The 22,484-nt window shown below is 39.5% G+C and carries 17 protein-coding genes; 3 read left to right on the top strand and 14 right to left on the bottom strand.

Features of this window, described 5'->3' with window-relative positions; genetic code table 11:
* Window positions 1-62 precede the first annotated feature (62 nt).
* The 14 genes from NQ505_RS14800 to NQ505_RS14730 all read right to left on the bottom strand — a co-directional run bounded on the left by NQ505_RS14800 (window position 63) and on the right by NQ505_RS14730 (window position 17,374).
* On the bottom strand, window positions 63-1,526 hold the full coding sequence (locus NQ505_RS14800; RefSeq protein ID WP_008999119.1) for a carboxypeptidase-like regulatory domain-containing protein: 1,464 nt from the start codon (window positions 1,524-1,526) through the stop codon (window positions 63-65).
* Between the two features lie 46 nt (window positions 1,527-1,572).
* On the bottom strand, window positions 1,573-2,790 hold the full coding sequence (locus NQ505_RS14795; RefSeq protein WP_008999118.1) for a hypothetical protein: 1,218 nt from the start codon (window positions 2,788-2,790) through the stop codon (window positions 1,573-1,575).
* Window positions 2,791-2,796: 6 nt separating this feature from the next.
* Window positions 2,797-3,546, bottom strand: coding sequence for a YjbH domain-containing protein (locus NQ505_RS14790; RefSeq protein ID WP_008999117.1), 750 nt, complete (start codon window positions 3,544-3,546; stop codon window positions 2,797-2,799).
* Window positions 3,547-3,957: 411 nt separating this feature from the next.
* Window positions 3,958-4,911 carry a tyrosine-type DNA invertase cluster 3b gene (locus NQ505_RS14785; RefSeq protein ID WP_004307621.1) on the bottom strand — a complete coding sequence of 318 codons (954 nt, stop codon included), beginning with the start codon at window positions 4,909-4,911 and terminating at the stop codon, window positions 3,958-3,960.
* A gap of 213 nt (window positions 4,912-5,124) precedes the next feature.
* Window positions 5,125-7,473, bottom strand: coding sequence for a beta-galactosidase (locus NQ505_RS14780; protein WP_008999116.1), 2,349 nt, complete (start codon window positions 7,471-7,473; stop codon window positions 5,125-5,127).
* A gap of 370 nt (window positions 7,474-7,843) precedes the next feature.
* Window positions 7,844-9,208, bottom strand: a complete 1,365-nt coding sequence (locus NQ505_RS14775; RefSeq protein ID WP_008999115.1) for a glycoside hydrolase family 28 protein — start codon at window positions 9,206-9,208, stop codon at window positions 7,844-7,846.
* A complete protein-coding gene (locus tag NQ505_RS14770; protein WP_369748372.1) occupies window positions 9,209-10,465 on the bottom strand; it encodes a DUF2264 domain-containing protein in 1,257 nt (418 codons plus the stop codon). It abuts the gene before it with no gap.
* Window positions 10,466-10,492: 27 nt separating this feature from the next.
* Entirely contained in the window at window positions 10,493-11,665 is a 1,173-nt protein-coding gene (locus tag NQ505_RS14765; protein ID WP_032853549.1) for a glycoside hydrolase family 88 protein, read from the bottom strand.
* Between the two features lie 342 nt (window positions 11,666-12,007).
* The gene (locus tag NQ505_RS14760) at window positions 12,008-12,436 is read right to left on the bottom strand and encodes a hypothetical protein (protein ID WP_008999114.1); all 429 of its coding nucleotides are present in this window, start codon (window positions 12,434-12,436) and stop codon (window positions 12,008-12,010) included.
* A gap of 13 nt (window positions 12,437-12,449) precedes the next feature.
* Complete coding sequence (locus NQ505_RS14755; RefSeq protein WP_008999113.1) at window positions 12,450-13,091, bottom strand: carboxypeptidase-like regulatory domain-containing protein; 642 nt, start codon at window positions 13,089-13,091, stop codon at window positions 12,450-12,452.
* Between the two features lie 503 nt (window positions 13,092-13,594).
* Window positions 13,595-15,154 carry a hypothetical protein gene (locus tag NQ505_RS14745; RefSeq protein ID WP_008999112.1) on the bottom strand — a complete coding sequence of 520 codons (1,560 nt, stop codon included), beginning with the start codon at window positions 15,152-15,154 and terminating at the stop codon, window positions 13,595-13,597.
* The gene (locus tag NQ505_RS14740; protein WP_004307631.1) at window positions 15,129-15,554 is read right to left on the bottom strand and encodes an ExbD/TolR family protein; all 426 of its coding nucleotides are present in this window, start codon (window positions 15,552-15,554) and stop codon (window positions 15,129-15,131) included. The genes NQ505_RS14745 and NQ505_RS14740 overlap by 26 nt, the downstream gene beginning before the upstream one ends.
* 4 nt (window positions 15,555-15,558) lie before the next feature.
* Window positions 15,559-16,005: an ExbD/TolR family protein gene (locus NQ505_RS14735; protein WP_004325585.1), complete on the bottom strand. Its 447-nt coding sequence runs from the start codon at window positions 16,003-16,005 to the stop codon at window positions 15,559-15,561.
* A complete protein-coding gene (locus NQ505_RS14730; RefSeq protein WP_008999111.1) occupies window positions 15,989-17,374 on the bottom strand; it encodes a MotA/TolQ/ExbB proton channel family protein in 1,386 nt (461 codons plus the stop codon). Before NQ505_RS14730 ends, NQ505_RS14735 begins: the two co-directional genes overlap by 17 nt.
* Before the next feature lie 718 nt (window positions 17,375-18,092).
* Here NQ505_RS14730 and NQ505_RS14725 point away from each other — a divergent pair.
* The 3 genes from NQ505_RS14725 to NQ505_RS14715 all read left to right on the top strand — a co-directional run bounded on the left by NQ505_RS14725 (window position 18,093) and on the right by NQ505_RS14715 (window position 21,757).
* Window positions 18,093-19,643, top strand: coding sequence for a transglutaminase domain-containing protein (locus tag NQ505_RS14725; RefSeq protein ID WP_032853548.1), 1,551 nt, complete (start codon window positions 18,093-18,095; stop codon window positions 19,641-19,643).
* A 32-nt stretch (window positions 19,644-19,675) separates the two neighbouring features.
* The gene (locus NQ505_RS14720; RefSeq protein WP_032853547.1) at window positions 19,676-20,959 is read left to right on the top strand and encodes a hypothetical protein; all 1,284 of its coding nucleotides are present in this window, start codon (window positions 19,676-19,678) and stop codon (window positions 20,957-20,959) included.
* A gap of 63 nt (window positions 20,960-21,022) precedes the next feature.
* Window positions 21,023-21,757 (top strand): hypothetical protein, encoded by a 735-nt coding sequence (locus NQ505_RS14715; RefSeq protein WP_008999107.1) that lies wholly within the window; start codon window positions 21,023-21,025, stop codon window positions 21,755-21,757.
* Window positions 21,758-22,484 lie beyond the last annotated feature (727 nt).

Below are 22,484 nucleotides of genomic sequence, written 5' to 3'. Positions count from 1 at the left end.
CTCTATATGAACATGCCCCAAAGGGTTTATTGGAAAAGGAGCATATTCAAAAGGGTTTTATCTTAGATACTACCACCCTTACCACCGCTATGTGTCGGATTATAAGTAACCGTTTTATATTGATGGTCCGTACCAGTATAACGAGTTGCTGTAATCGAAACAGACTTTGCAGTACCCTTAAACTTTACATTAGCCGTCAACGTGGTAGTACGGACTTTTGCATAGCAAGTATAACTCATGGTAGTATATCCGTTTACATTTACAGTGTTATAAACACGTTCAGTTTCCGTAATGCCAGATACCGATCCCATTAATGAGAACATACGAGTTTTCATGAAAGCAACCATTGCATTCACCGTTTTTGTATCTTCAGCACTAGCACCAGCTCCTAATTGCGATTTAACTTCAGCAACAAGACCAGCATCATTCTTATCATAGTCCCAACCAGACTTTTCCTTATATTTCAGTTCAATGCCAGTCACCGCTTTAGCATTCTCGCTATTATCACGACTAGCTTGTCCTAGAATATTAGTTATCACAGTTTCATTACTAATCTTGCTATATACTTTATTCTCTATAGCATAAGCAGAGAAGTGATCGACTTCGGCTGTATATGCAGTGACAGCTCCACTTTCTGTAGTAGAAGATATATTTTTAATTACATTTCCATTATTATCTTTTGCATCCCCCCATTCTCCTGTATTTGGATTCTGATAAGTAAGTATCATATCAGCATCAGCGAATGTTATTCCAGGGATAGGATTAGGAATAGAAATCGTAACAGACTTCTTAAATTTCAAACCAGACGGTTCAAATTTAGCAGCAGCTAAAGGTATGCTTTTAGGTACATCTCTATTCACGTCCTCTGCCTTTACTTCAGTAGTTACTTCTTCAGGAGCAGGAACAAAGGTAGTTACACTGATGTCGACCTTACCCTCTTTAACAATTTCTGCATTGTCTCCTGTTGCCTCAATTGCATCTTCCGGTATTGTCAGTTCGACTTTCACGAGCGGTTTATCCTCTACCACTTCTTCCGGAGCAACTTCTCCCGGCTTTTCAATTGCCTGATTCGATTCACTCTTATCCTCTACTTTAGTTTCTCCTGTAGCCTCTATTGACACAGCTGTTTTCGGACTCTCCTTTGTCAAAGCCAGAGCTACCGTTACCACACTACGATTCTCTGCATTGTCTGCAATGACAACTGACGTTTTCTGTGAAAGATATCCATTAGGAGCCGCTTCAATACTATAAGTACCTGTAGCACTTTCTGTAACAGAGAACTTACCATTCGAGTCGGTTGTGTAATTTTTACTACCCACTTTTACCTTTGCCCCATCCATTGCTGCTCCTCCGGAAGTCACCGTCCCCATAATGTAATACTCTACAACCGGTTTCGGAGTTTCAACAACTTCCCCTTCTGCCGGTTTCGGATCGTCATCATCATCGTGACAGGCTACTGTCGCAAAAGTTAACATACCCAAGGCTATCGCCATGGCACCCACATAAAACCATTTTACACTTTTCATAATGTTCAAATTTGTTAAAAATACTAGTTTAAATATCAATCATGTTTCACTTCTCACTCGTTCTAATCAAATAATATCGAATATAATCCGGCTGCCAGAAGTGTGAATTCTCTGCCGACTTAGGTTCAACACTATAACTTTCGCCCAATGAACGATGGGCGTATTCATTCCCGCTACGCATATCATACTGAAAAGCAAAATATTCGGGAAGCATCACCCGTAGCAGATGTCGCCTGCGTTTCTTTCCCGGTAATGGAATAGAGAAATTAAACCCTGCATTCGTTGCTCCATCTGTGTACATACCATATATACCTACAATATATTCGCCGAAATAGCGTGAAAGAGTTCCGCGTACTCCATAATCTCCATAAATAAAGCGGGCCCCTTCTACTTTCACCAAGGTATTCACTTCCGGCACATAATATCCTACGCTAATCTGTCCATTGACTCTTTTCCACTTACTCATTTTCCAGTCACTGCCATAGAAATGGGAAGAACCGGTAATTCCTCCTCCACCTTCTACCGTCCACCTGCCGTTTGCTGAAAAATAGCCGATTCCTGCAGCAAGTCCCTGACGGTCATTAGAGAAACTACCGCCAGTGAGGTATCCTTTCCAATGGTTAGCCAAGCGAAAATCCTGACGCAAAGCCATGAATCCCAAGCGAACGCAGTTCCACTTACCATCTTCATTACTTACAATAGGCAAAGAAACCTGCATCCGTAGCGAAGCTCCTTTCCATAATTGCATTTCCAGGGCAGGTTGCAACTCGAGTGCCGCCTTATACAACTTATAAGTTACATTATTGACTAACATCACGTTGGGATATATCACAAAATCTACCTTACTGAAAGAACTTTCTTTTCGTTTTACACCTTTCAGCTGACGCACAGCAGTTTCGGTAGAAGTAGTCATCCCCATCTTACGATACACTTCATCCAACGTACATTCGCCGGACTGACATTTTTGAATCAAATCTGCAGGGATAGTTATACATAATTGTAGTAGGGCATTATCTAATATAAGTAGCTGCAAAGTCGGTATTTCCGGTATAGCAACCAAATGGCGTATAGCAATACCGATTCCATTATAAATACCTCTATAGGCAGAGGTCTCAAAAGCCGCAGTTATCGTGTCCCTTTTCTCCACAACTGAAATATTCTCCATTTCCAATTCTTTCAGTGTCTCACTCACACGAACTGGCTGTGCCTGTAACAAAGAAATACCACAGAGAAAAACAGCAGTCACACTAACAATCCTTTTCATCTTCTTTTAATGTATTAATGTACATTCATACCGCAGACCAGCGGAAACACACGTAAATTCACGAGTAAACACATTGACGGACAAATGCTTCCAAAAGCGCATGGCAGCCCCCATATTCCATCCATGCGTATCATATTCCACCATCAATTTCAATTCTTTGCAAAAAGAAGGCGTGTAACGGACACCTCCGAAAGGTCCTTTATTAAATACCCGGCAATCGCCTTGATGAATATACCATCCGGCTGTGACAGCCAATTGATCTCCTGAACGAAATCCGATAGTCTTTGTCAACACACCATAATAAGCTCCCCAATATGGAGTCTTCTTCTCAGTCAAAAGATCATCTCCACCAATCACAACAGCCGGAAAATAGCGGCTTTCTTTTATTGGACGAATGCGAATCGTATTAGAACGGTCCTGATTATGATAACCCGTTCTGCCTGTGCCGGTTGTCATTTTGAGTAATGTCATCCGATAAGTGAATTCGATAAAAGAGAAAAGAGTCATATCTACAAAATAGTTCATGGTAGGGAAACTGAAAACCGATGGAGTAACCTGTTCTGGTAAGAAATTGACTCCTCCCATAAATGTACCGGTCTCTTGCATTTCAGCAGTAGGTATCATCAACTGTCCTGTTGTTCCCATGGAATATTGCGCATGAACCAGACCGGTCACCGGAATGAGTATCAGAAATAGAATACTACCTTTTAATGAAATAAATGGCTTATTCCTAAAAGCTGCTTTAGTTTGTTTCATCTTTATTTGTATGTTATACTTTTAAATAGAGACATTCTCAAAGTTTTGATTAATCTACTATTTTTACCTTATATAATTCTGTTACTTCTTAGGTAACAGTAAACACACAATCGAGACCAACCGGAATGAGAACAGAGAAAAACATCGACAATTACAGTGAGAGAAGAGCTTTTGCCTTTAGCGAAGGGGAAAAATCTTTTTAAAACAGGACATATAAATCATTGGGCATGAAGATATAATTATTTCATGTTCGGATTTTTTTTTGCCGTATGCATCAGATAAAACGAAAAAAAATGGGAGAATATTTGTTTGCTATTTATATTTTTGTCTATCTTTGCGTCATATTCAATTCCGTTACCTAAGAAGTAACAGATACATTTAAATGCTGATTATTAAAGTTTTGTCTATATATTACCTGCCTGCATTGCAATCTCTAACGTAAGATAAATTCTTTCTATTTACTTCTGTACGTTCTCTTAATCCAAAGCCTTTCAGATATATTTGTGTGGTTTTAATAGATTTGTGTCCCAACGATTCACTTATCATTTCAATAGGAACTCCGCGGTATTTGGCAGTAGTGGCCCAAGAATGTCGGAAAGTATATGAAGTGACAGGCGAATTTAAGCGCAACGCTCTCGCCAAATCCTTCAAACAATTATTAAATCTACGAAGAGCAGACTGATATTCCTTATATGCTTTTTCATCTTTTCGCTTCTTATCACTATGTAAAATATCGAATAAATAGTCGGGACAATCAGGAAGAGCAGGTTTATTGCTTCGAAGCTGATTCATCATCTCCTTTGCACTTTCGAGAATTTCCAGGCTCATTGGTGTTTTAGTCTTGATACGATTATATTGAAGCACATTCCGGTCTAAAGCCGACTTCTCTAAATGCGCCAAATCTGCGAATGACATTCCACAAAACTGAAACATTAAAGCGGCAATCGTCTGCGTACGACGCAAACGTTCGGATTTCGGGTCCTCATATAGAAGTTTGTGTAACTCGGTCACAGGCAATGCTTTCTTTTGCCGGATATCCACGCCTGTATAAACATCATGAAACAACCGGGGAACATAAGGGGCACTTCCCGCTTCTACTCCCCGATTGTAGATACTACGAAGCATACGCATATAAGTAGAAATCGTATTGAGCTTTAATCCGGACTCGTAAAGATGCTGTCCATAGCAACGTAAACATTCCCGCGTGACTTGCCTGAACGATATGTTCAATGTTCCACAAAACTTACTAAAAGAAAAAAGAGCATTCTTATAAACATGAGCGGTAGAATATCGCCCTTCTTTCCGCAAACGCTCAATGTACGCTCCGGCACATTGGCTAAATCCATTTTTATTCATCTTTTGCATCACTAGTTATTTTAGATTATACAATAATAAGAGAAAGAACAAAAGTAAGCTACTTTATGATTTCAACCAATATAAAAAAAGAAAAGTAAAAGAAAACCTTCACTCACGTGGAAGTTATTCTTTTACTTTCCTATAACTTAATGAACAAACTTAATAATCAACCTTTGACTTAAATATCTTAAGTACGTATCACAAACATAAAATTATCCTTTCTTAAAGTTTGAAAGGCATCATCTTTAAATATACCCGATAATCCTTTATCATTCCCGTCTTGTCGGCTTCCGCTCTTGGCAAATAAGAAAATCCCGTGACTATCTTATCCTCACCAAGATTAATCACAATCTGATGTGGAAATTTATGTTTAGCAGCTGAAGAGTAGCTAGTATGCCAGAAAGTAGATTCCTGTAAGTCAAACACGTTCGTTGCAATGTTATTTGCCTCTTCAGTTTCCTCACTATCTGCATAAATAACCTTCCAATGCTGACGTGACAAAGGTTTACCATCGGCTCCTAACAATTCTAATTCTGCAATAGCTGCAAAGTCTTTTCCATCATAAGCATTCAATGCTTCAAGACAAAAGAAACGAGTTTCCACTTCCTTTCCAAATTTCACATGCTGCCAACCATTACCGGATTTAAAAGTCCCTTCATAAACAGGTTTTTCTCCTGTCAAATCCAAATTTTCACCAACCTTACGATGTGCATAAGCAGCACCATGTACACGCAGGTTGTCAAGAACAGGTTGTTGTAATCCTTCTGTCTGTGGCTGTACAGAACCAGCCATATCCAATATAATCACTTCATTCTCTCCTTTCTTCAACCAACATCCCGGCACATATAAGGTTTGTTGTGGCCCAATTTCCCAGTAACGTCCAATAGCATAACCGTTCACCCAAACCATACCTTTACTCCAGTTAGTCATATTCAAGAATGTATCACCTGTTTTGTCCAACGTAAAGGTTCCCCGATAGTAGGCAGGATATTTCTGGGGATTATCCTGTTTTACAAATTTCTTATTTTGCGCAAAAGCATAATCAACCGGAATATTATAAACTTTCCAGTTCTTCAATGAAGTAATAACACCATTATTCGACTGGACTTCCACTTTTTCAGTGATACCCTTCCAATCATAAATGCCTTTACCAAAATTCATACGTCCCATTGCTTCTACCAAAATATCCAGCTGGGCCCCTTCTTTCATTGGAGGAAGAATAACCGTACCTTCACCTTTTAAACGACTTAATGTAGCTAATTTCTTACCATCCAAGAAAACCTGTGCCCAGTCATGAGCCTCTGTGATTGTCAACGTCTGTTCTTCTTTAGATGCCGGCAGTGTAGTCCGGTACAAAATACTTCCCCATCCCTGATCGAACGCCTCCATTGACTGAATGTTTTCACTAATCTTTGGCTCCGGCAGATTATCAAACAGTATCGCCACTTCATCCAACTTGAATGACGGAATGGCAATAGTCGGAATAGAATCCGGAACTTCCGGCAATGACTCACCTTCGGGTAAATAGTTACTTAACAAATTGCGTACTTCAAAATATTTAGGAGTAACTTTCCCTGATTCATTGATGGGAGCATCATAATCATAAGACGTACACGTCGGAGAGAAATTAGGGAAATTTGCTCCTCCCCAATGTCCGAAACTAGTACCTCCATGAGTCATATACAAACTAAATGAAATATTCCGGTCAAGCATTTCTTTCATTCCTTTTACCAAATCCTCCGCACTACGTGTCTCATGCTTCGCTCCCCAATGATCGAACCATCCGGACCAAAACTCACTACACATCAACGGAATATCAGGACGGAGTTCTTGCAAACGCTTAAATTGATCGTCAATATTAGCCCCTGTACCAAAGTTGATTGTCCAAAGCAAATCATCCAATGCATTATTCTCAAAGTTCGAATTCCAGTCACATTGGAATAAAGGAACTCCTGTGAAACCTGCTTGCTTTACAATATCACGTATTTCGGCAATGTATGGTTTGTCTATTCCGAATGATCCATATTCATTCTCAACCTGTACCATAATGATATTGCCACCTTTACTAATCTGAAGATCGGTAAGCTGTTTACCCACTTCATTCATAAACAATTTCACCCGCTCCATATAATACGGATCCTGTTCACGAAGCTTGATGTCTTTCTTCTTCAACAACCACCAAGGTAATCCACCCATCTCCCACTCCGCACAAACATACGGTCCGGGACGAACGATCACATACATTCCGTTTTCCTGCGCCAGCCGACAGAAAGCCGCAATATCTTTTTGACCGGTAAAGTCATATTTTCCCTCTTCCGGCTCATGAAAATTCCAAAAGACATAAAGACAAATGGTATTCATACCTAATGCCTTACACATTTTGATACGATGCTCCCAATACTCTTTTGGTATACGGGGATAATGAATTTCGGCTGCTTTTACCACAAACGGTTTTCCGTTAAGTAAAAATGTCTTGTCCCCTATTTCAAATATCTCCTTTGAAGATTGGGAACAGGAAGTGCTGAAAACAGTCACTAATAAAATAAGCAAATACAATAAAGGTTTCTTCATTTTCTAATTTATTGTTTTCATGATACAATACTATTTCCAAATAAATCCACCATCGGTCAATGTTTCCATTCAGACCGACAGCGAATTTGCAAACCAATCGATGTGTTACCTAAAAACTAAAACTATTACCTATTGAAAACTAAATGCATTGCAAAGATGAGATATTCTTTTTATACAAAGGTCTTCAAATCGGTCAAAACAGGACAATATTCATTCAATATAGTTTAAATCTTACTTTTTAACAGCGATTTTTTTGTTCATTATAAAAAAATCCCGCCAATACATTTTACAGTATTGACGGGACCAACATATATAATAAAGGTTAGTTAGTGTAATTTTTTAAATCTGTCATTATAATACAATAGGCCATTCATTCCCTCAATGAACCGTATGTCACATTATCCTCCTTTACGTTCTTAACGTTATGGACTTTTTTCACAAAATCGTTCACCTTATCCACATGTACGTCTTGAATAACTACATTTTTGACAGGCAATTTTGCGTCCCCCTTTAACTCATATATCGCATCAGCGGAATCACAAATCACATTTTTCAAATAAATGCCATCAATACGAGTAATACGTTCTTCATAAGTAGGAACAAGCTCCCTCCACTGATAGAGCACATCTGTATCTATTTCCAGCACACGTTGTACATGTCCGGTTCTTATATTTTCCATGTGAATATTTTCAATAAACGCTCCTCGTCTATGATTTGTCTTCACAAAGAAAAGTCGTCGTACAGATTGTGGTGCTTTACAATCATGCATATACACATTACGAATACCACCTGAAATTTCACTGCCAATTCCTAATAAAGTATGCCCTTCCAAAATATTACAATTACGAATTACAATATTTTCAGTCGGAGTGTTTAATCTCCAGGCGTCACGATTACGACCGGCCTTAATCACCACCGCATCATCACCTTGGTCAAAGGTACAATCCTCCACTAAAAAATTACGAGTCATCTCCAAATCAATACCGTCATTATTGTGTCCATGCGCTTTAACATCCAGATTACGTACTATCCCGCCATTGCACATATACATATGAATCGTCCAAAAGGGGCTTTCACGAATCTTAAAACTATCAAGCAGTACATTCTCGCAACGATTAAAATGTATCAGATGCGGACGAAGATGGTTCTCACCTACCGCCATCTGTCGTTTTTCAACAGGTACATCTTTGGACGCCATCGTATACAACTTTCTAAGTGCATCCATGTGAGCCTTAGGACGGGCAAACCACTTCTTCCAACAATCCATCTTCGGACTTAACATACCTGTTCCTGTAATAGCCACATTCTTGCATTCAAAAGCATAAATCAAAGGTGAATAGTTATAACATTCCATCCCCTCCCAAGACGTCATTACGGCTGGCAAATAATGAGAAGGATTATCCGTAAAACGTAGTACCGCCCCTTCAGCCAAATACAAGTTTACATTACTCTTGAGATGGATTGGTCCGGTCAACCATTCTCCTTCAGGTATAACTACTCTCCCGCCTCCTGCCTGATTACAAGCAGTTATAGCACCTGCAATTGCATCAGAAACATCCGCCTCTCCTCCTTTTACAGCACCATAATTTACAATGGAGAAATCTTGATCAGGATATATAAACTCTTTTATTGGCTTCATTGAAAATGGCGCATCCACTTTCACATATTTGAATTGTCCCCACAGAGTTGCAAAAGAGACAGCTAACAGTCCTATAGTAAATAAAAATTTCTTCATTTAATAATGTATTGCATGATCCTTTGGAAATTCATGTCCACTCCACGCCTTTTTAGAGGTCCAGTCTTGAGGAGCTGAAGTCCAAAATGAATGATTGGCAGGAAGTCCTAATGGAAGAAATACTTCTGATGTAATATACATACTTCCATTATTACTATACCAGTCCGCCAACCCGGTCTGATGCCCGGCGAAGCCTAATTGCAAAAATCCTTTCTCATTGAAATTACCATCAACAGCAAACAAACGTTTCATGACGCAAGTTAATGCATTACGTACCTGACCTTCCGGAAGTTCTTCGGGCAGCATTTCTTTCCAGCAAAGCATTGACAATGGCTGAAAAACTCCCAAACGATAAGTCATAGAACGACCGAATACCGGAAAAGATGCTTCAGGAGATATAAAACGTTCCAAAATCATCCCGAAACGTTGCATACGTTTCTTAGCCAAATCTTCTGTTTTCTTTTGCATCTCCAAACTACGGTCATGCAATATTACTTTATGATCGTTGACAGTCTGCATTACTTGTACAAACATAGGTTGAATCACATAACTATTATAGTAATCGAATGCAAAAGTTTCTCCATCCGAATACCAGCCATCACCTACATACCACTCTTCCGCTTTTCGAACAGCTGTATGAATACGGAACAAATCGTATTGTGCATCGGCTTCCATCAAAAAAGATTCAATCATAGCTGAAAACAATAGCCAATTTGTGTATGGCGGATCAATCCGACGCAATAACTGAAATTCTTTAATATAACGTTGTTTTGTCACTTCATCCAATGGTTCCCAAAGCTGCTTTTTAGCACGAAGAAAGCTACTGGCAATGTAAGCTGCATCTACCAAAGGCTGTCCTTCATTTCTCCATAAGAGATAATCAGGGCTATCCGGGTCAACAGCATGTGCGTAGCTCTTCAAAGCCCATTCCCGCAATTGCTTACGTATTTTACCCTCTTCCGTATCATCGTCGGGCAAGGAAAGCCAGGGAGCAATACCAGACATCAGACGCCCGAAACACTCCATGTAGGTCACATCCTTACTGCGTCCATCCCATGTTGGACTGATTTCTACCTGCATATTTTTCTTCAACTCCCCTTTGCTCATATTACTCAATACAGGAGCAGCAATCTTATATGCCATCTGTGCCCAATATTCACGGTCACTGATTTCCTTTTCTACCTTCCCCTTTTTAGCATAAGTTACTGTACTGAACACACACAATAAAATGAAGACCAGGATATTTTTATTTTTCATCATTACATTCAAATATAAAAAACTATTTTAATTATTCAAATATTTCACCATTTCAGAACCCGCCAACAAGAAAGCTCCTACCCCAAAGTCCGCAGTCGTCTCCGGTCCGACATTCTTATGTTGATCTGCCCTTTCACCAATTGGTTGTACATAACCTATCTTTCCATTGGGTTGCAAAGCTATTTCAGTCAAGTATTTCCAACCTTGTTTTATAAAAGGTTCATAGGTGGATTTATCCAAAAGCCCATTATTCACACCCCAAAGATACCCATAGGTAAAGAAAGCTGTCCCACTCGTTTCACGTCCCGGAGCCTGCACCGGATCCAACAAACTACGAGTCCAGTATCCCTCTTCCTGTTGTGCAGCAGCCAATGATTTAGCCATAGCCTGGTATATGGTAATATATTCAGCACGATGTACATCATTTTCGGGTAAGTCTTGCAAAACTTTAGCCAAACCTGCAAACACCCAACCGTTACCCCTAGACCAAAAGTCTTTCAATCCTTGATTTGTCTTATGTTTCGGGTAGATGTATTTTCCATCGCGATAAAACAGAGCACTCTCCTCATCATACATGAGTTTTTTAGCATAAGTAAAGTACTCATAGAGTTTATCCAAATATTGCTGATTACCTGTAACCTTATAAAGTTTGGTCATCACCGGCATTACCATATACAATCCGTCTGCCCACCACCAATAATCATTGCTGGGAGTTGACATTTCATATTCCATCACTTCCTTGGCACGGGCTATTTTATACTCTGCCGGCTCACGGTCCATGTTATACAAGTCAATATAAGTCTGGAAACAAATCTGCCAATCTCCAAAGAGAACATGTTCCATCGTTTCACCATAATTATATTTCCACTTGGATTTATCATCAGAAGTAGCTCCTTTCCATTGGTTCTTTTCAGCCCATGCTTCCGAATACTTCTTGTAAGTCTCATTACCGGTTACTTCATAAGCTGCAATATTTCCGGTATGATAAGCAGCCGGATGCCAAAAAGCAAATGCCGGTTCCGGATTTTCCGCCTGCCAATAGTCATTTACCTTCTTAATAGTCTCAATAACCTTTGACTTTGTCCATACACTATCGGTAATTGTTTCATTCTGACTGTTACTCTTACCTGATTTACATCCTGCCATGCTAATACTGAAAACACAGCTTAATACCCAAAAAGAAATTTTTCTAAAGTTCATTAATTATACAGTTTTTCGTGGTTATTATTTAGGAAACAAAGATGCATGCTTTTTAGGACAGAAAGGTTCTAAAATGCGTCAAAACCGTACAAAAATCATTCAATATATAGAAAATTGTCTTTTTGAGGAAAGAACTATCAGATATCCTTGTTATAAAGCATACAAACTACAAGCCCACCATAACTAGTCAATACAATCAATAATAACCAAAGAATCTGAATGTGCCATGCTATTTGTTTTTTTATCATATATCTAGTACCAATAATGCAAGGCACAATAAACACTATTAATATGGATAAAACGGAAATAAGATAGAATACAGCCATAACTACTTTCAAACTTTTATTTAATCCAGTATTTAACAAGCAAAGAAATTACAATGAAGCAATAGCTCAAAACATTTCCACTAAGTATCGCCCACATCAATGCCCGACTCTTATCTTTAAAGATCCATCTCACGGTCAAGTATTCAAGCCCGAAACTTCCGGCAAACATCAGAATCCAAGTAATGAGCATAGTCGGAAAGAAATCCGAACCAAACAGAAAATCAATTAATATACTGGCACATCCTATAACAATAGTCCCAATAACTCCAGAAACCAAGTTTCCAACTGTAGAGATAAGTAATGATTTTCCCCACAGATGAGAAGTCATCAATTTAATTATTACCATTTCAATAACAATGGTAGCCGGTATTATATACCAAAAACGAATAAAGCTTTCTCCTATAAGGACACCGCTCCAAACAAAATTCAATAATACTAAATTCATATCCTAATTATTTTTATAATATTTCGTCCAATACTCTGCGATTCTTATACAACACTACTTTTATATTCTTGCCCTTTCTCTTCCTCACCCTCACACTCTTCGTTTTCATACCGGGGTAATTAACCTTCAAAACTGCTCTCTTTCCGGATATTTGAAGGATGAATCGCCCATTGAGGTCAGAAAGCGTCCTATGAGCAGTTCCTTTTTCAACAATTTCTGCTCCTATTATCGAATGACCGCATTTATCCATTACTATTCCTTCTACAGAAATAGAATGTCTATCTTGTGAAACAAGGACAATTCCTCCTGCAACCGAAACTTTTTTAACAGCCTTCCATCCTACGACCTCTACTTGTGGAAGCATAGTACAATCGTTCCTCAAACTATCCTCTCCTACCTTTTGACCATATAAAGAAGTAGCTCCCATAGCAGACATTCCCAACGAAACACCCACTATCTTGATAGCCAGTCCCATTCTTTGACGAAAAAGAAGTTGCTCTTCTAAATAGCGGACTTCAGCTTCACATTTAGGACATGTACCTAGACAATCCCCCCGATATCTACATTTAGATGTTACAAGCTTTATGTCATTCGCTTCCGCTATCTGCTTCCGGATTGTCTTCAATATCCGGCACTTTTGTTTACCTTCTTTCATCTTACCAAAACTTACGTCACATATTCTTAAAACTATCAGCCTCACATACTGTCAGATACAATAACTCTTTATCAAATTACAAAGTTGAACATCCATAACACATCTGTTTTTAATTAACAGTGACAAGATAAGGAAAATAAGCAGAATAAAGAAGAGAACAGTGTACCCAAAAAGTTTACATTTTTTCAATATCCTCTAAAGATTCCGAATAATACCGAAAAAAGTTACAATGAAGAATCACTGATATTTTGAGAAGTAACATAGTACTTATATCAGAATGAGAGAATATTTTATAAATATTACTTCGAGAACAACATAGCTGCTCCGCAAACCAAGTAATAGACCGATTTTGACGGTATAATTCTTTTTGTATCAGCTGACCTATATGTACCATATTCTATCAAATTCAATAAAAGAAAGTTATGGAAGACATATAAAGCCTTCACATAACTTCTACCAATAATTAATCCTTAAACAATCTTTCTATTTAAACACACATCTATCTATTTACTTTGGGGAATAATCAAAAAACTAAACCCACACGGTCCACCACCTCCATTCTCCAGCCGAACCAAAACTTTATTCCACCCTTGTCGAAACTGAAAAGGAGCGATATGTTCATCAATATTATACCAACTGGTTCCATAGTCACGCCATACATCCTTGCCGTTAATCCACACACGCCCGCTGTCATCCGTACCGATAGCCACCAGCATCGTAGTAGCTTCATCAAAATAAAGCTCGGTATAAGCATAGTAAGTTGAATGCCCGGTCGTTACTGGAGGGACATTATGCATTGATTCACTCTGCATAAACTTCCAACGGAGCGTCCCGTCGAGCTGTACCTCGTCTCCGATAACTTTTAACGGATCGGAATCTGTCTCCGCAATTCCTGTTCCTATCTGTCCATCAGTATATACAGCATCAAAGTCAATAGAAACTTCTGGTGGATGAACGATGGAAAAATCCTCCCGACCGAAGCTCTCCCACGGTCCAATCATATACCATGTATTGATATAGAGCCATCCCTTACGTTCTGCATCTTTAGAGAAACGCCGTCCGGGCAACGCTTGTGCTTTCACCATTTCCTTGCTCAACTTCGATCCTGAATAAGCACTGAATGTTCCCTTTCCGCCTCCGGAAGCAGAAACCTCTCCACTGCCTCCCATCCCCATGCCAGTTCCGTTCCCATTACCGCTACCATTGCCTCCGGGACCTCCATTCCCCGGACTGCCAGTACCTTGTCCCATTCCGCTCACAGGATTACCAGCCTGACGAACTGCCCCGAACAACCCTTCCAAACGAGATTGTGCCAACCCTGCCTGACGAGTAGCTTGTCCGAGCAACCCACGATAATTATTCAAATCAGCAGTGCTCTTTATTTCCAATCCTCCACTAGCATTACTGCCTGCCGAAGTTGCCCACTCACTATCCCTTGACTGCATTCTTATCAATTCATCAAAACTCGGCATACGTGAATTACCCGCTTTCAAAGAACTATACACTTCAGGAAACGACTGTCCCTTGGATAAAGACTGTTTAGCAGCACTCACGGCCAAATGACTTTGTTGAATTTCAGCCTCATAGTCACGTAATACAGCATAAAGTTCTTCTACAGAAGCATTGGCTGACGGATTTCCTGCTCGAGGAATAGCCCGTGCTTTCGATGTATCATTCGCATCAGCAGGTGCTCCCCACGGCAGTTTTCTTTTCTCCACTTTCGCCAACATATCGTCTTTACGCCGTCTCATTGTTTCAGCCATCGTTTGAAACTTCTTCACCTGCTCTTCCAGATTCTTCTTTACCAAAACTTCCGACTGTTCTACCAACTGTCTGGCATAATTAGCAGGTAGTGCCCGTTGTGCCTGTTCCTGTTTTACCTTTTCCGTCAAACTCTTCCTGGACTTTTGATTTTTCTGCTGTTTCATTTGCAAATCCATCGCCTCCTGATCCGGAGACGGCATCTTCCAAATATAGAGTGCTCCGCCCACAAAACAAATCAATGCTATCATCCATGATAGGATAACCGTCAGACGGCTACTCCCTGTTGTAGTTTTCGTCATACGTCCTGATTCCTATATTAGTTAAGTTATAAAACTGGCAAGCATCCATCACTTCTACAAAACGTCCGAACGGAGTATGCCTGTCCATATCAATGCGAATACGCTTTCCCGGGTCAGTGATACATGTCTGTCGTAACTGTTCCATCATAAAATTAGTAGAACAAGGTTGCCCATCCCAATAAAAATTACCATCGGCATCCAATCCTACAATAGCCTGCTTATCATCCGGCTTCAATTTAACGGCCGATTGTGAAGTTGGCAGATCAACGGGAATATCCCTATTTTTCACTTTCGTCATGGTAGATACCAGAAAGAAAATAAGCAGAAGAAACACACAGTCGATTAAAGGAGACATAGAAACTTCCGGTTCGTCCTCGTTATTAAATAATGATAGTCTCATAGGCTTAATAGGGTTTGCTTCCAAGGCGTACACGTGTATGTGTAAACCCCTGTATTTGACATTGGTCGAATATCTCTATTACTGTGCTTACCGGTACAGTGCGATAGGCCGTCACATCGATATTTGTTTCCACTCCCCGACTATTGCGTAATTCAGAAAGAAAAGCGCTTAAATCTTTTACAGGCAAGTAAGTACTTTCCCCTGAATAGGCATCATGCCCTACTACCTGATACACATTCTTCTTTTCGTCTACTGCGATAATCACCGCTTCCTCGCCTGCCCGTGTAGTGGAAAGGCTTGAAGTCATTGTAGGAAGCGTTAACGGAATCTGCATTTCCCATTTTTTCATCATCGTAGTTACTAAAAAGAAAATGAGCAGCAAGAACACACAGTCTATCAAAGGAGACATTTGCACTTCTACCTTATCATCGTCATCATAATTCAGTCTCATTCTTTTCCTCCTCGTTGTCCAGATACAATTTGGTAATCACTTCTTCCACTTTTACTTCTACCAGTGAAGCCATACGCATGATACGATTCTTGATAATAAAGTATAAAGCAATGGCAGGAGCAGCTATAATCAAACCGGCAGCAGTTGTTATCAATGCTTTGGAGATAGAATCAGACAAAATAGAAGCACCACCTTCATCACCATATAAAGCAACCAGGCCGAACGCCTCGATCATACCGACAACAGTACCTAACAAACCAATTAACGGAGCCAGTGAAGCGATAACAGAAAGAGGATATATACGTGCCAAATGTGTACGAATATCACGTGCAGCCATGTCACCTGCCGTCTGGCTTACAGCCTCACGCCCGGCTTTTACATGCTCAAAAATAAAACGCAGTGAGTTCGCTAGCGTAGAAGGATACTTGTCACAAGCAGCCAATGCTCCTTTCAAATCCCCATTTGCCAAACATTCATTGACACTTTTGCACAAAGGTTTCGGAGCCAGGCGACCTTGACGCGAAGTTATCAGTCTCTGAATTGCAATTACAAGAGCTATCAGTCCCAACAAATACAATGGATACATCATTGTACCACCTGCCTTAATCTGTGCTCCCCAATCGATTTGTACCCCCTGATCAGCAGCGATACTATCTGATGCAGCTTCATCATACATCAACTCATCATCTTCCTCCACTGCCGGAACGGCTGTTGCAATTTCACTCGGAAGTACTTTCGGAGCATTTTTTATATCATCCTGCGTTTTTGCCAGAAAGATTTCGTCAAAACCTGCATCCCGTCTTTCAGGACAAATAAATGACATTCCGGTTAACGTAATGTTACCGAAATCCTTCCAAAGGTCGCGCGTCATCACCATCCAGTGTCCAGGCTTGTCACCAAGATCCAGACCTTTTAACTGGTTTATCAAATCTTTTGGTTCTCCGGCGATATAAGTAAAATCATATTTCTTTCCTTTCTGATTAACAGACTTTTCGGAAACATGAAATTTCATTCCAATCTGTTCTCCCCCCCATTTCACCCAGGCAAAAGTGATATAACGATATTCTCCCGGTCCCGGGTTTTCTCGGATAGGGATGGATAAACCTGTCATTTCTGCGGGACTTTTAGCAGCTCCTACATATATATAGTTTTCCGTCTTCTTTGAGTACCCTCCTTTCCGAACATACTTGTTATCTTTTACCCATTGTGCCCCATCCGGCAGTTTAGTACTAAACAGTTCGTACAGTCCTTTACCGGATTTACCATTCGTTTGTGCCGAAAGCGGGGTAGTAAACAATAGTATTGCTCCCAAGATGCATACACCTACTATCCCTTTCTTTAAACCAAATTTCATTTTTGTGTAATTCATGTCTATTCTTTTTTTATTATTAACTTTAAATTTATAGCCAACGTAAGTCATCGAACTAATTCACAATGGCAAAGTTCTTAAAAATAATAGAGAAACGGGTACTCTAATCATTCAAAAAATTCCAAATCTTTAATATACGACTTTATAAAAAGTCCGATAATCATTCAAAGAGGGGCAAAAATAAATCATGCCTGAATCTTCCTTCATAAGCAATCTCTCATATATTATTATACTCCGGGAATTCACACTTCGTCCTACATTCATTTTTTTCAGATATCCTACTCCTTTCATTTCGCCTTTTTCACTTTTTGGTAACTGCAATGTAGGTCCATCCCCTTGATTTTTAAACCGACATACTGCTTCACTAAATTTTCACTAAACATCAATATGGCATAAACAACATCTGCCGTAGCTATAGTACTCCCCCATTGCCTTGCTTGTTTCTGCCGAACGCGCAGCTGATGAATTAGCTTATACTCACGAGCAAAATAAAAAAACTGAAGTTATTTTATACCTTTTGAATGATTCTTGCACTTTTCCTATTTGACAAACATATTTCATTCATATTTGAACCTTTTTGAACGATTTGAAAACCTTTCTTAAGCAAAAGAAGCCTACTTTTGTCAACACAATTTAGTTATAGAATATTTCTATCTCTAATTTTATATTAATCAAACAAACAAATATGAGTAATAAGCCCCTTATAATATTAAAAAGCATGAATAAAAACTTTTCATTTCTTATTTTCATTATTGCAATGTCTTGCGTTTTAACCGGGTGGACATTCCGAAGCAATGTCAAATATCCTTCAGATGTAGAAACTGCATTAAACAAGGCAGGCACCAACCGGGCAGAATTAGAAAAGGCTCTCCGCTACTTCATAGAAAAAGATGACCAACAAATGCTGCAAGCCCTGTATTTCCTTATAAGTAATATGGACATTCATTACACCGAAACTTACGTACTGAAAGACACGCTAGACAATAACATCCCCTTCCGTGAATTTGATTATCCTGACATTGCTTCGGCTGTAGCAGCTATAGACTCGATGCGTGCTTTTTATGGCGGATTGGTATTTAAGGATACAATTATAGAAGACCTAAAATCTTTGAAGGGAGAATACCTTATTGATAATGTCAATCAGGCTTTCGAGGCGTGGCGTAGCTCCCAGTTCAAAGAAATTCCTTTTGAAGACTTCTGCGAATACATCCTGCCCTATCGTGTCACGGTAGAACCCTTGGAAGCCTGGCGCGAAACGTATCGGCAGAAATACCGATGGATGACCGACAGCTTGCAGAATAAACCTTTGGAACGTGTACTTGAGTATGCCGGCATGGACTACCGCTTGTGGTTTACCTCTTCTTATGGACAGAAACCGCTGATTGAGGATGAACCGCTTTCACGCCTTTCCGCCCTGCAACTGCTCTTCCGCAAACGGGGAGCATGCGAGGATATTGCTGCCCTACAAGTATTCAGCTTCCGTTCGCAAGGTATCCCTGCGGCATACGATGTAGTCCCGTGGTGGGCCACTTCGATGGGATCCCATTTTGTCAACACTGTATTCGACAAACGGATGCAGCCTGTCAGACTGGATGTAACAAACAATACCGTTGTCAATCGTAACATGAACCGTGAACCGGCGAAGGTGCTTCGTACCACTTATTCCAAGCAGCCGGATGTCCTCGCGGCCAAAGTGGGCTGGCAAGATATTCCTCCTTGTCATTTGCGTACACTCAATTATAAAGATGTTACTCCCCAATGGTGGGAATCCTCCGATGTAACTGTCGGACTGTCTCCCGATGTACCCAAAGCGGATATTGCTTATGCATACGTCTTCAATTGGGGCAGATGGCGTCCCGCATGGTGGGGCGAAGTAAGAGGCGATTCAGTCACTTTTTCCAATATGCCGAAAGGAATCGTCATTTTGCCTGTCTATTACAAACATGGGCGAGTGGTTCAAGCGGGATATCCACAAGTGCATGCCTACAACCACGAATTGCAATTGACTCCCGACACCGTTCATCGGCGTACGGTAGAAATCAAGCAACAAGACGGATACCTTATCTTCCGCCCCGGCAAGGAGTATGAACTTTTTTACTGGGACAAAGTCTGGAAATCATTAGGAACACAGATTGCTGAAGAGGGCAAAACATCCATCTTCTTCGAAAATGCTCCCGACAATGTCCTTTTCCGGTTGATTCCAGAGTATTCCGTAGATAAGGAACGACCGTTCATCATTATGCAAGACGGGACACGGTACTGGTGGTAATTAATTTTTGTATAATAAGCAATAGAATAAGTATGATGAAAGTTTATATCTATCGATTGGTTTTAGCAGGACTTATGTCCTTATGGAGCAATGCAGGAATGGGACAAGTCAGTAAATCTGCAATAACCCACTTTCCTGTACACATCGTGCAACGAATCCACGAGGTCATTTCCATTACACCTGTCAGTGAAGTAACTCAAATGAAACTGGGCACGCACTTTATGCAGCAAGACAGTTTGGCGGCATTAGCACTGCATCAAACAGGATTGTCCGACACACTCGGCATCTATTTCCGCACATCAGTTGAAGAATTGCGAAGTATTCTTTCATCCCTGGAATTCAATGCCTACAAATTGAAAATGATACCACGAAGTTCTTCACGCCTGCGAAAGATCGTACTTCAGAAAGAGGCCTTGCATCTGACTCCTAAACAAGTGGATCATTTATTGAAAGAAAGCGACTGCATGGAACGTATGAAAAAACAAAAGAAAGAAGACATCCGCGCCATTGAACAGCGTAAAGCCGACAGCATTTTGACTCATGCCAAATACCTGACTTATTATGAACAGGAGAATCAGGAAAAAACATCAAAAACTGTAAAGAAATGGCTCACAGACTTGAAAAGAAACTACTTGATGCGTGCGGATATGGATAGCGCAAAGCTCTATCAGCCATTATTCCGGTTTGAAAGCGAACAACAGGCTATCATCAGCTATTGGAAAGACTATGGAGATAAGGAAAAAATAAAAGAAGCACAAGCTCATTACGAAGCTCTGAAACCTCGAGATGTGCAAAGGATGGAAATTTATAAGCAGCTCCCGTCATGGTCCATGATTCGCGAAGTCATCCTGAAACGGGATACGCTAAGTCTGAATTTGGACGAGAACACATTGGATACATTGCTGGCAACATACAACACTTACCTGAAAGTCCGTCAACAAAAGAAAGCAAAGAAAGAAAAGTTTTCTGATAGGGGTTTGGAATGTAAGTTGATCGTCCCCATTCTTACAATGGAACGCATTGACAAATTGTTGGTCGCTAAACGAAGGATACAGGCAGAAAAAAACGCATTGAAACGAATACCGGTATTGGAAAAATATGAATTGGTCAACAATTCAAATCGGAAGGACATAATGAAAGAGTTAACCGATTATGAATTGAAACTCGAAGTAGCACAAGAATGGGTGAACATTGAACGATCGCAAGAAAACCTGTTCAAGCTGTGCGATGTGAAGGATCATAAACCTGTAGTTTTGCAGGAGTTGGATAGAAAGGAAAAAGGAGGAAAAAAAGAAAACAGAGAAAACATTTTTTGAATAATAGTCTTTTGATTTTAAAGACGCGTTGTAACATTTAATTAATTATAATACATTTAAAATATGAAATTACAAAAACTTATTTGGGCAGTGGCTCTTTTTACATTATTAATAGGGCTTGGTAGTTGTAGCGAGGAAGAATATATTGAGTCTACATCTTTTACAAACGATGCTATCGGTGATATTACAGTAAAAGTTATTTCAAGTACAGATATCCCCAAAGGGATACGTCCATTAATCCTTAAAGATAAAACAGAACTGGATGAATTTATAAAAGAGATAAACAGTATAAAATTTAATGACTTCCCTTCCATCAAAGGAAATATTATAAGAATAAAAACTAGAACCGAGGGTGGTAGTAGCACTGGAGGAGGTAGTACTGGAGGAAGTGGTACTGGCGGTGATATTGATGGCGGTGATACTGATGGAGGCGATACTGATGGAGGCGATACTGATGGAGGCGATACTGACGATAGCGATAACACCGATGATACAGATAAAGGGCAAGCTGGATCAAAATCTTTCACTGCTGAATTGGATGCTAATGGAGACTATCAAATAATTATTGATCTTACCTGGGCCCAAAAAGGTAAAGGAGATATTTCTGTTTCCAGCAAAAATTCCAACACTTGGTATTTTTCTTCTTGGACTCAAGATAGTGGAGCAGCAAGTTGGTTAGGATCTTCAAGCATCTCTTATGCAATAACAGGAACTATTAAATGGTATGCTATTTTAGAATTGCAGTGGATTGAGATGACTCGACAATCTTTTACTATAAAAGGAACTGAACAAGTATAAATTTATGAAAAATGATTTAGGCTTCATACTAGGAAATTGGGATGCTATTTCTTGCATAATATATACTTTCTCATTAATAGCAGTAGGTTTTGCAATAACTGATAAAGTCAATGTATGGAATAAGATATTGAATATCTTTATAATTCTTTCTTTCCCTATTATTGGCTGTGTCTTTTATATAATTATTAAATCATATAAAAGACGTAAAAATGTAAAGCCGAATAGTGAATGATGAAAGTATAAATTTTGAAATATGAATATCAGTAATCCTCCATTTCTAAGGAATTATCAAGGATAAGCCGATAACTATTTGTTTTGACAAATGACAAGCGAAAGGGAGCGATTACGGATATTCATTAAACAACTAAATGGATAAGTAATGATATCGGGGCCATACCCGAATATTGATATTCAATTTTCGCTTCTTACGAATTACAAGCATTGAATATAAATTTATAGTAAACTAAAATTCAGAAAGCAATGAACCGTCTTACATATAGCCTATTATGGGCACTCCCCATCATTAATTATTTATGGAGTATCATTTTAAATATGACGCCCAATTTGCCATTTGATTATATAGCTCAGCAAATTAAGGAAGAACCACCCATTTACGCCACGGCGCGTATAATAGTAAGTATATTACTTATTATAATCTTGTATTCATATCTATTGGTTTGCTACATACGAATACGTCATGGAAAACCAATTAAATTAGTAACCATTT

It is taken from the genome of Bacteroides sp. D2 (assembly GCF_025147085.1).
In the GTDB taxonomy this organism is placed as follows: Bacteria; Bacteroidota; Bacteroidia; order Bacteroidales; family Bacteroidaceae; genus Bacteroides.
This window is presented reverse-complemented; position numbering and strand designations above follow the sequence as displayed.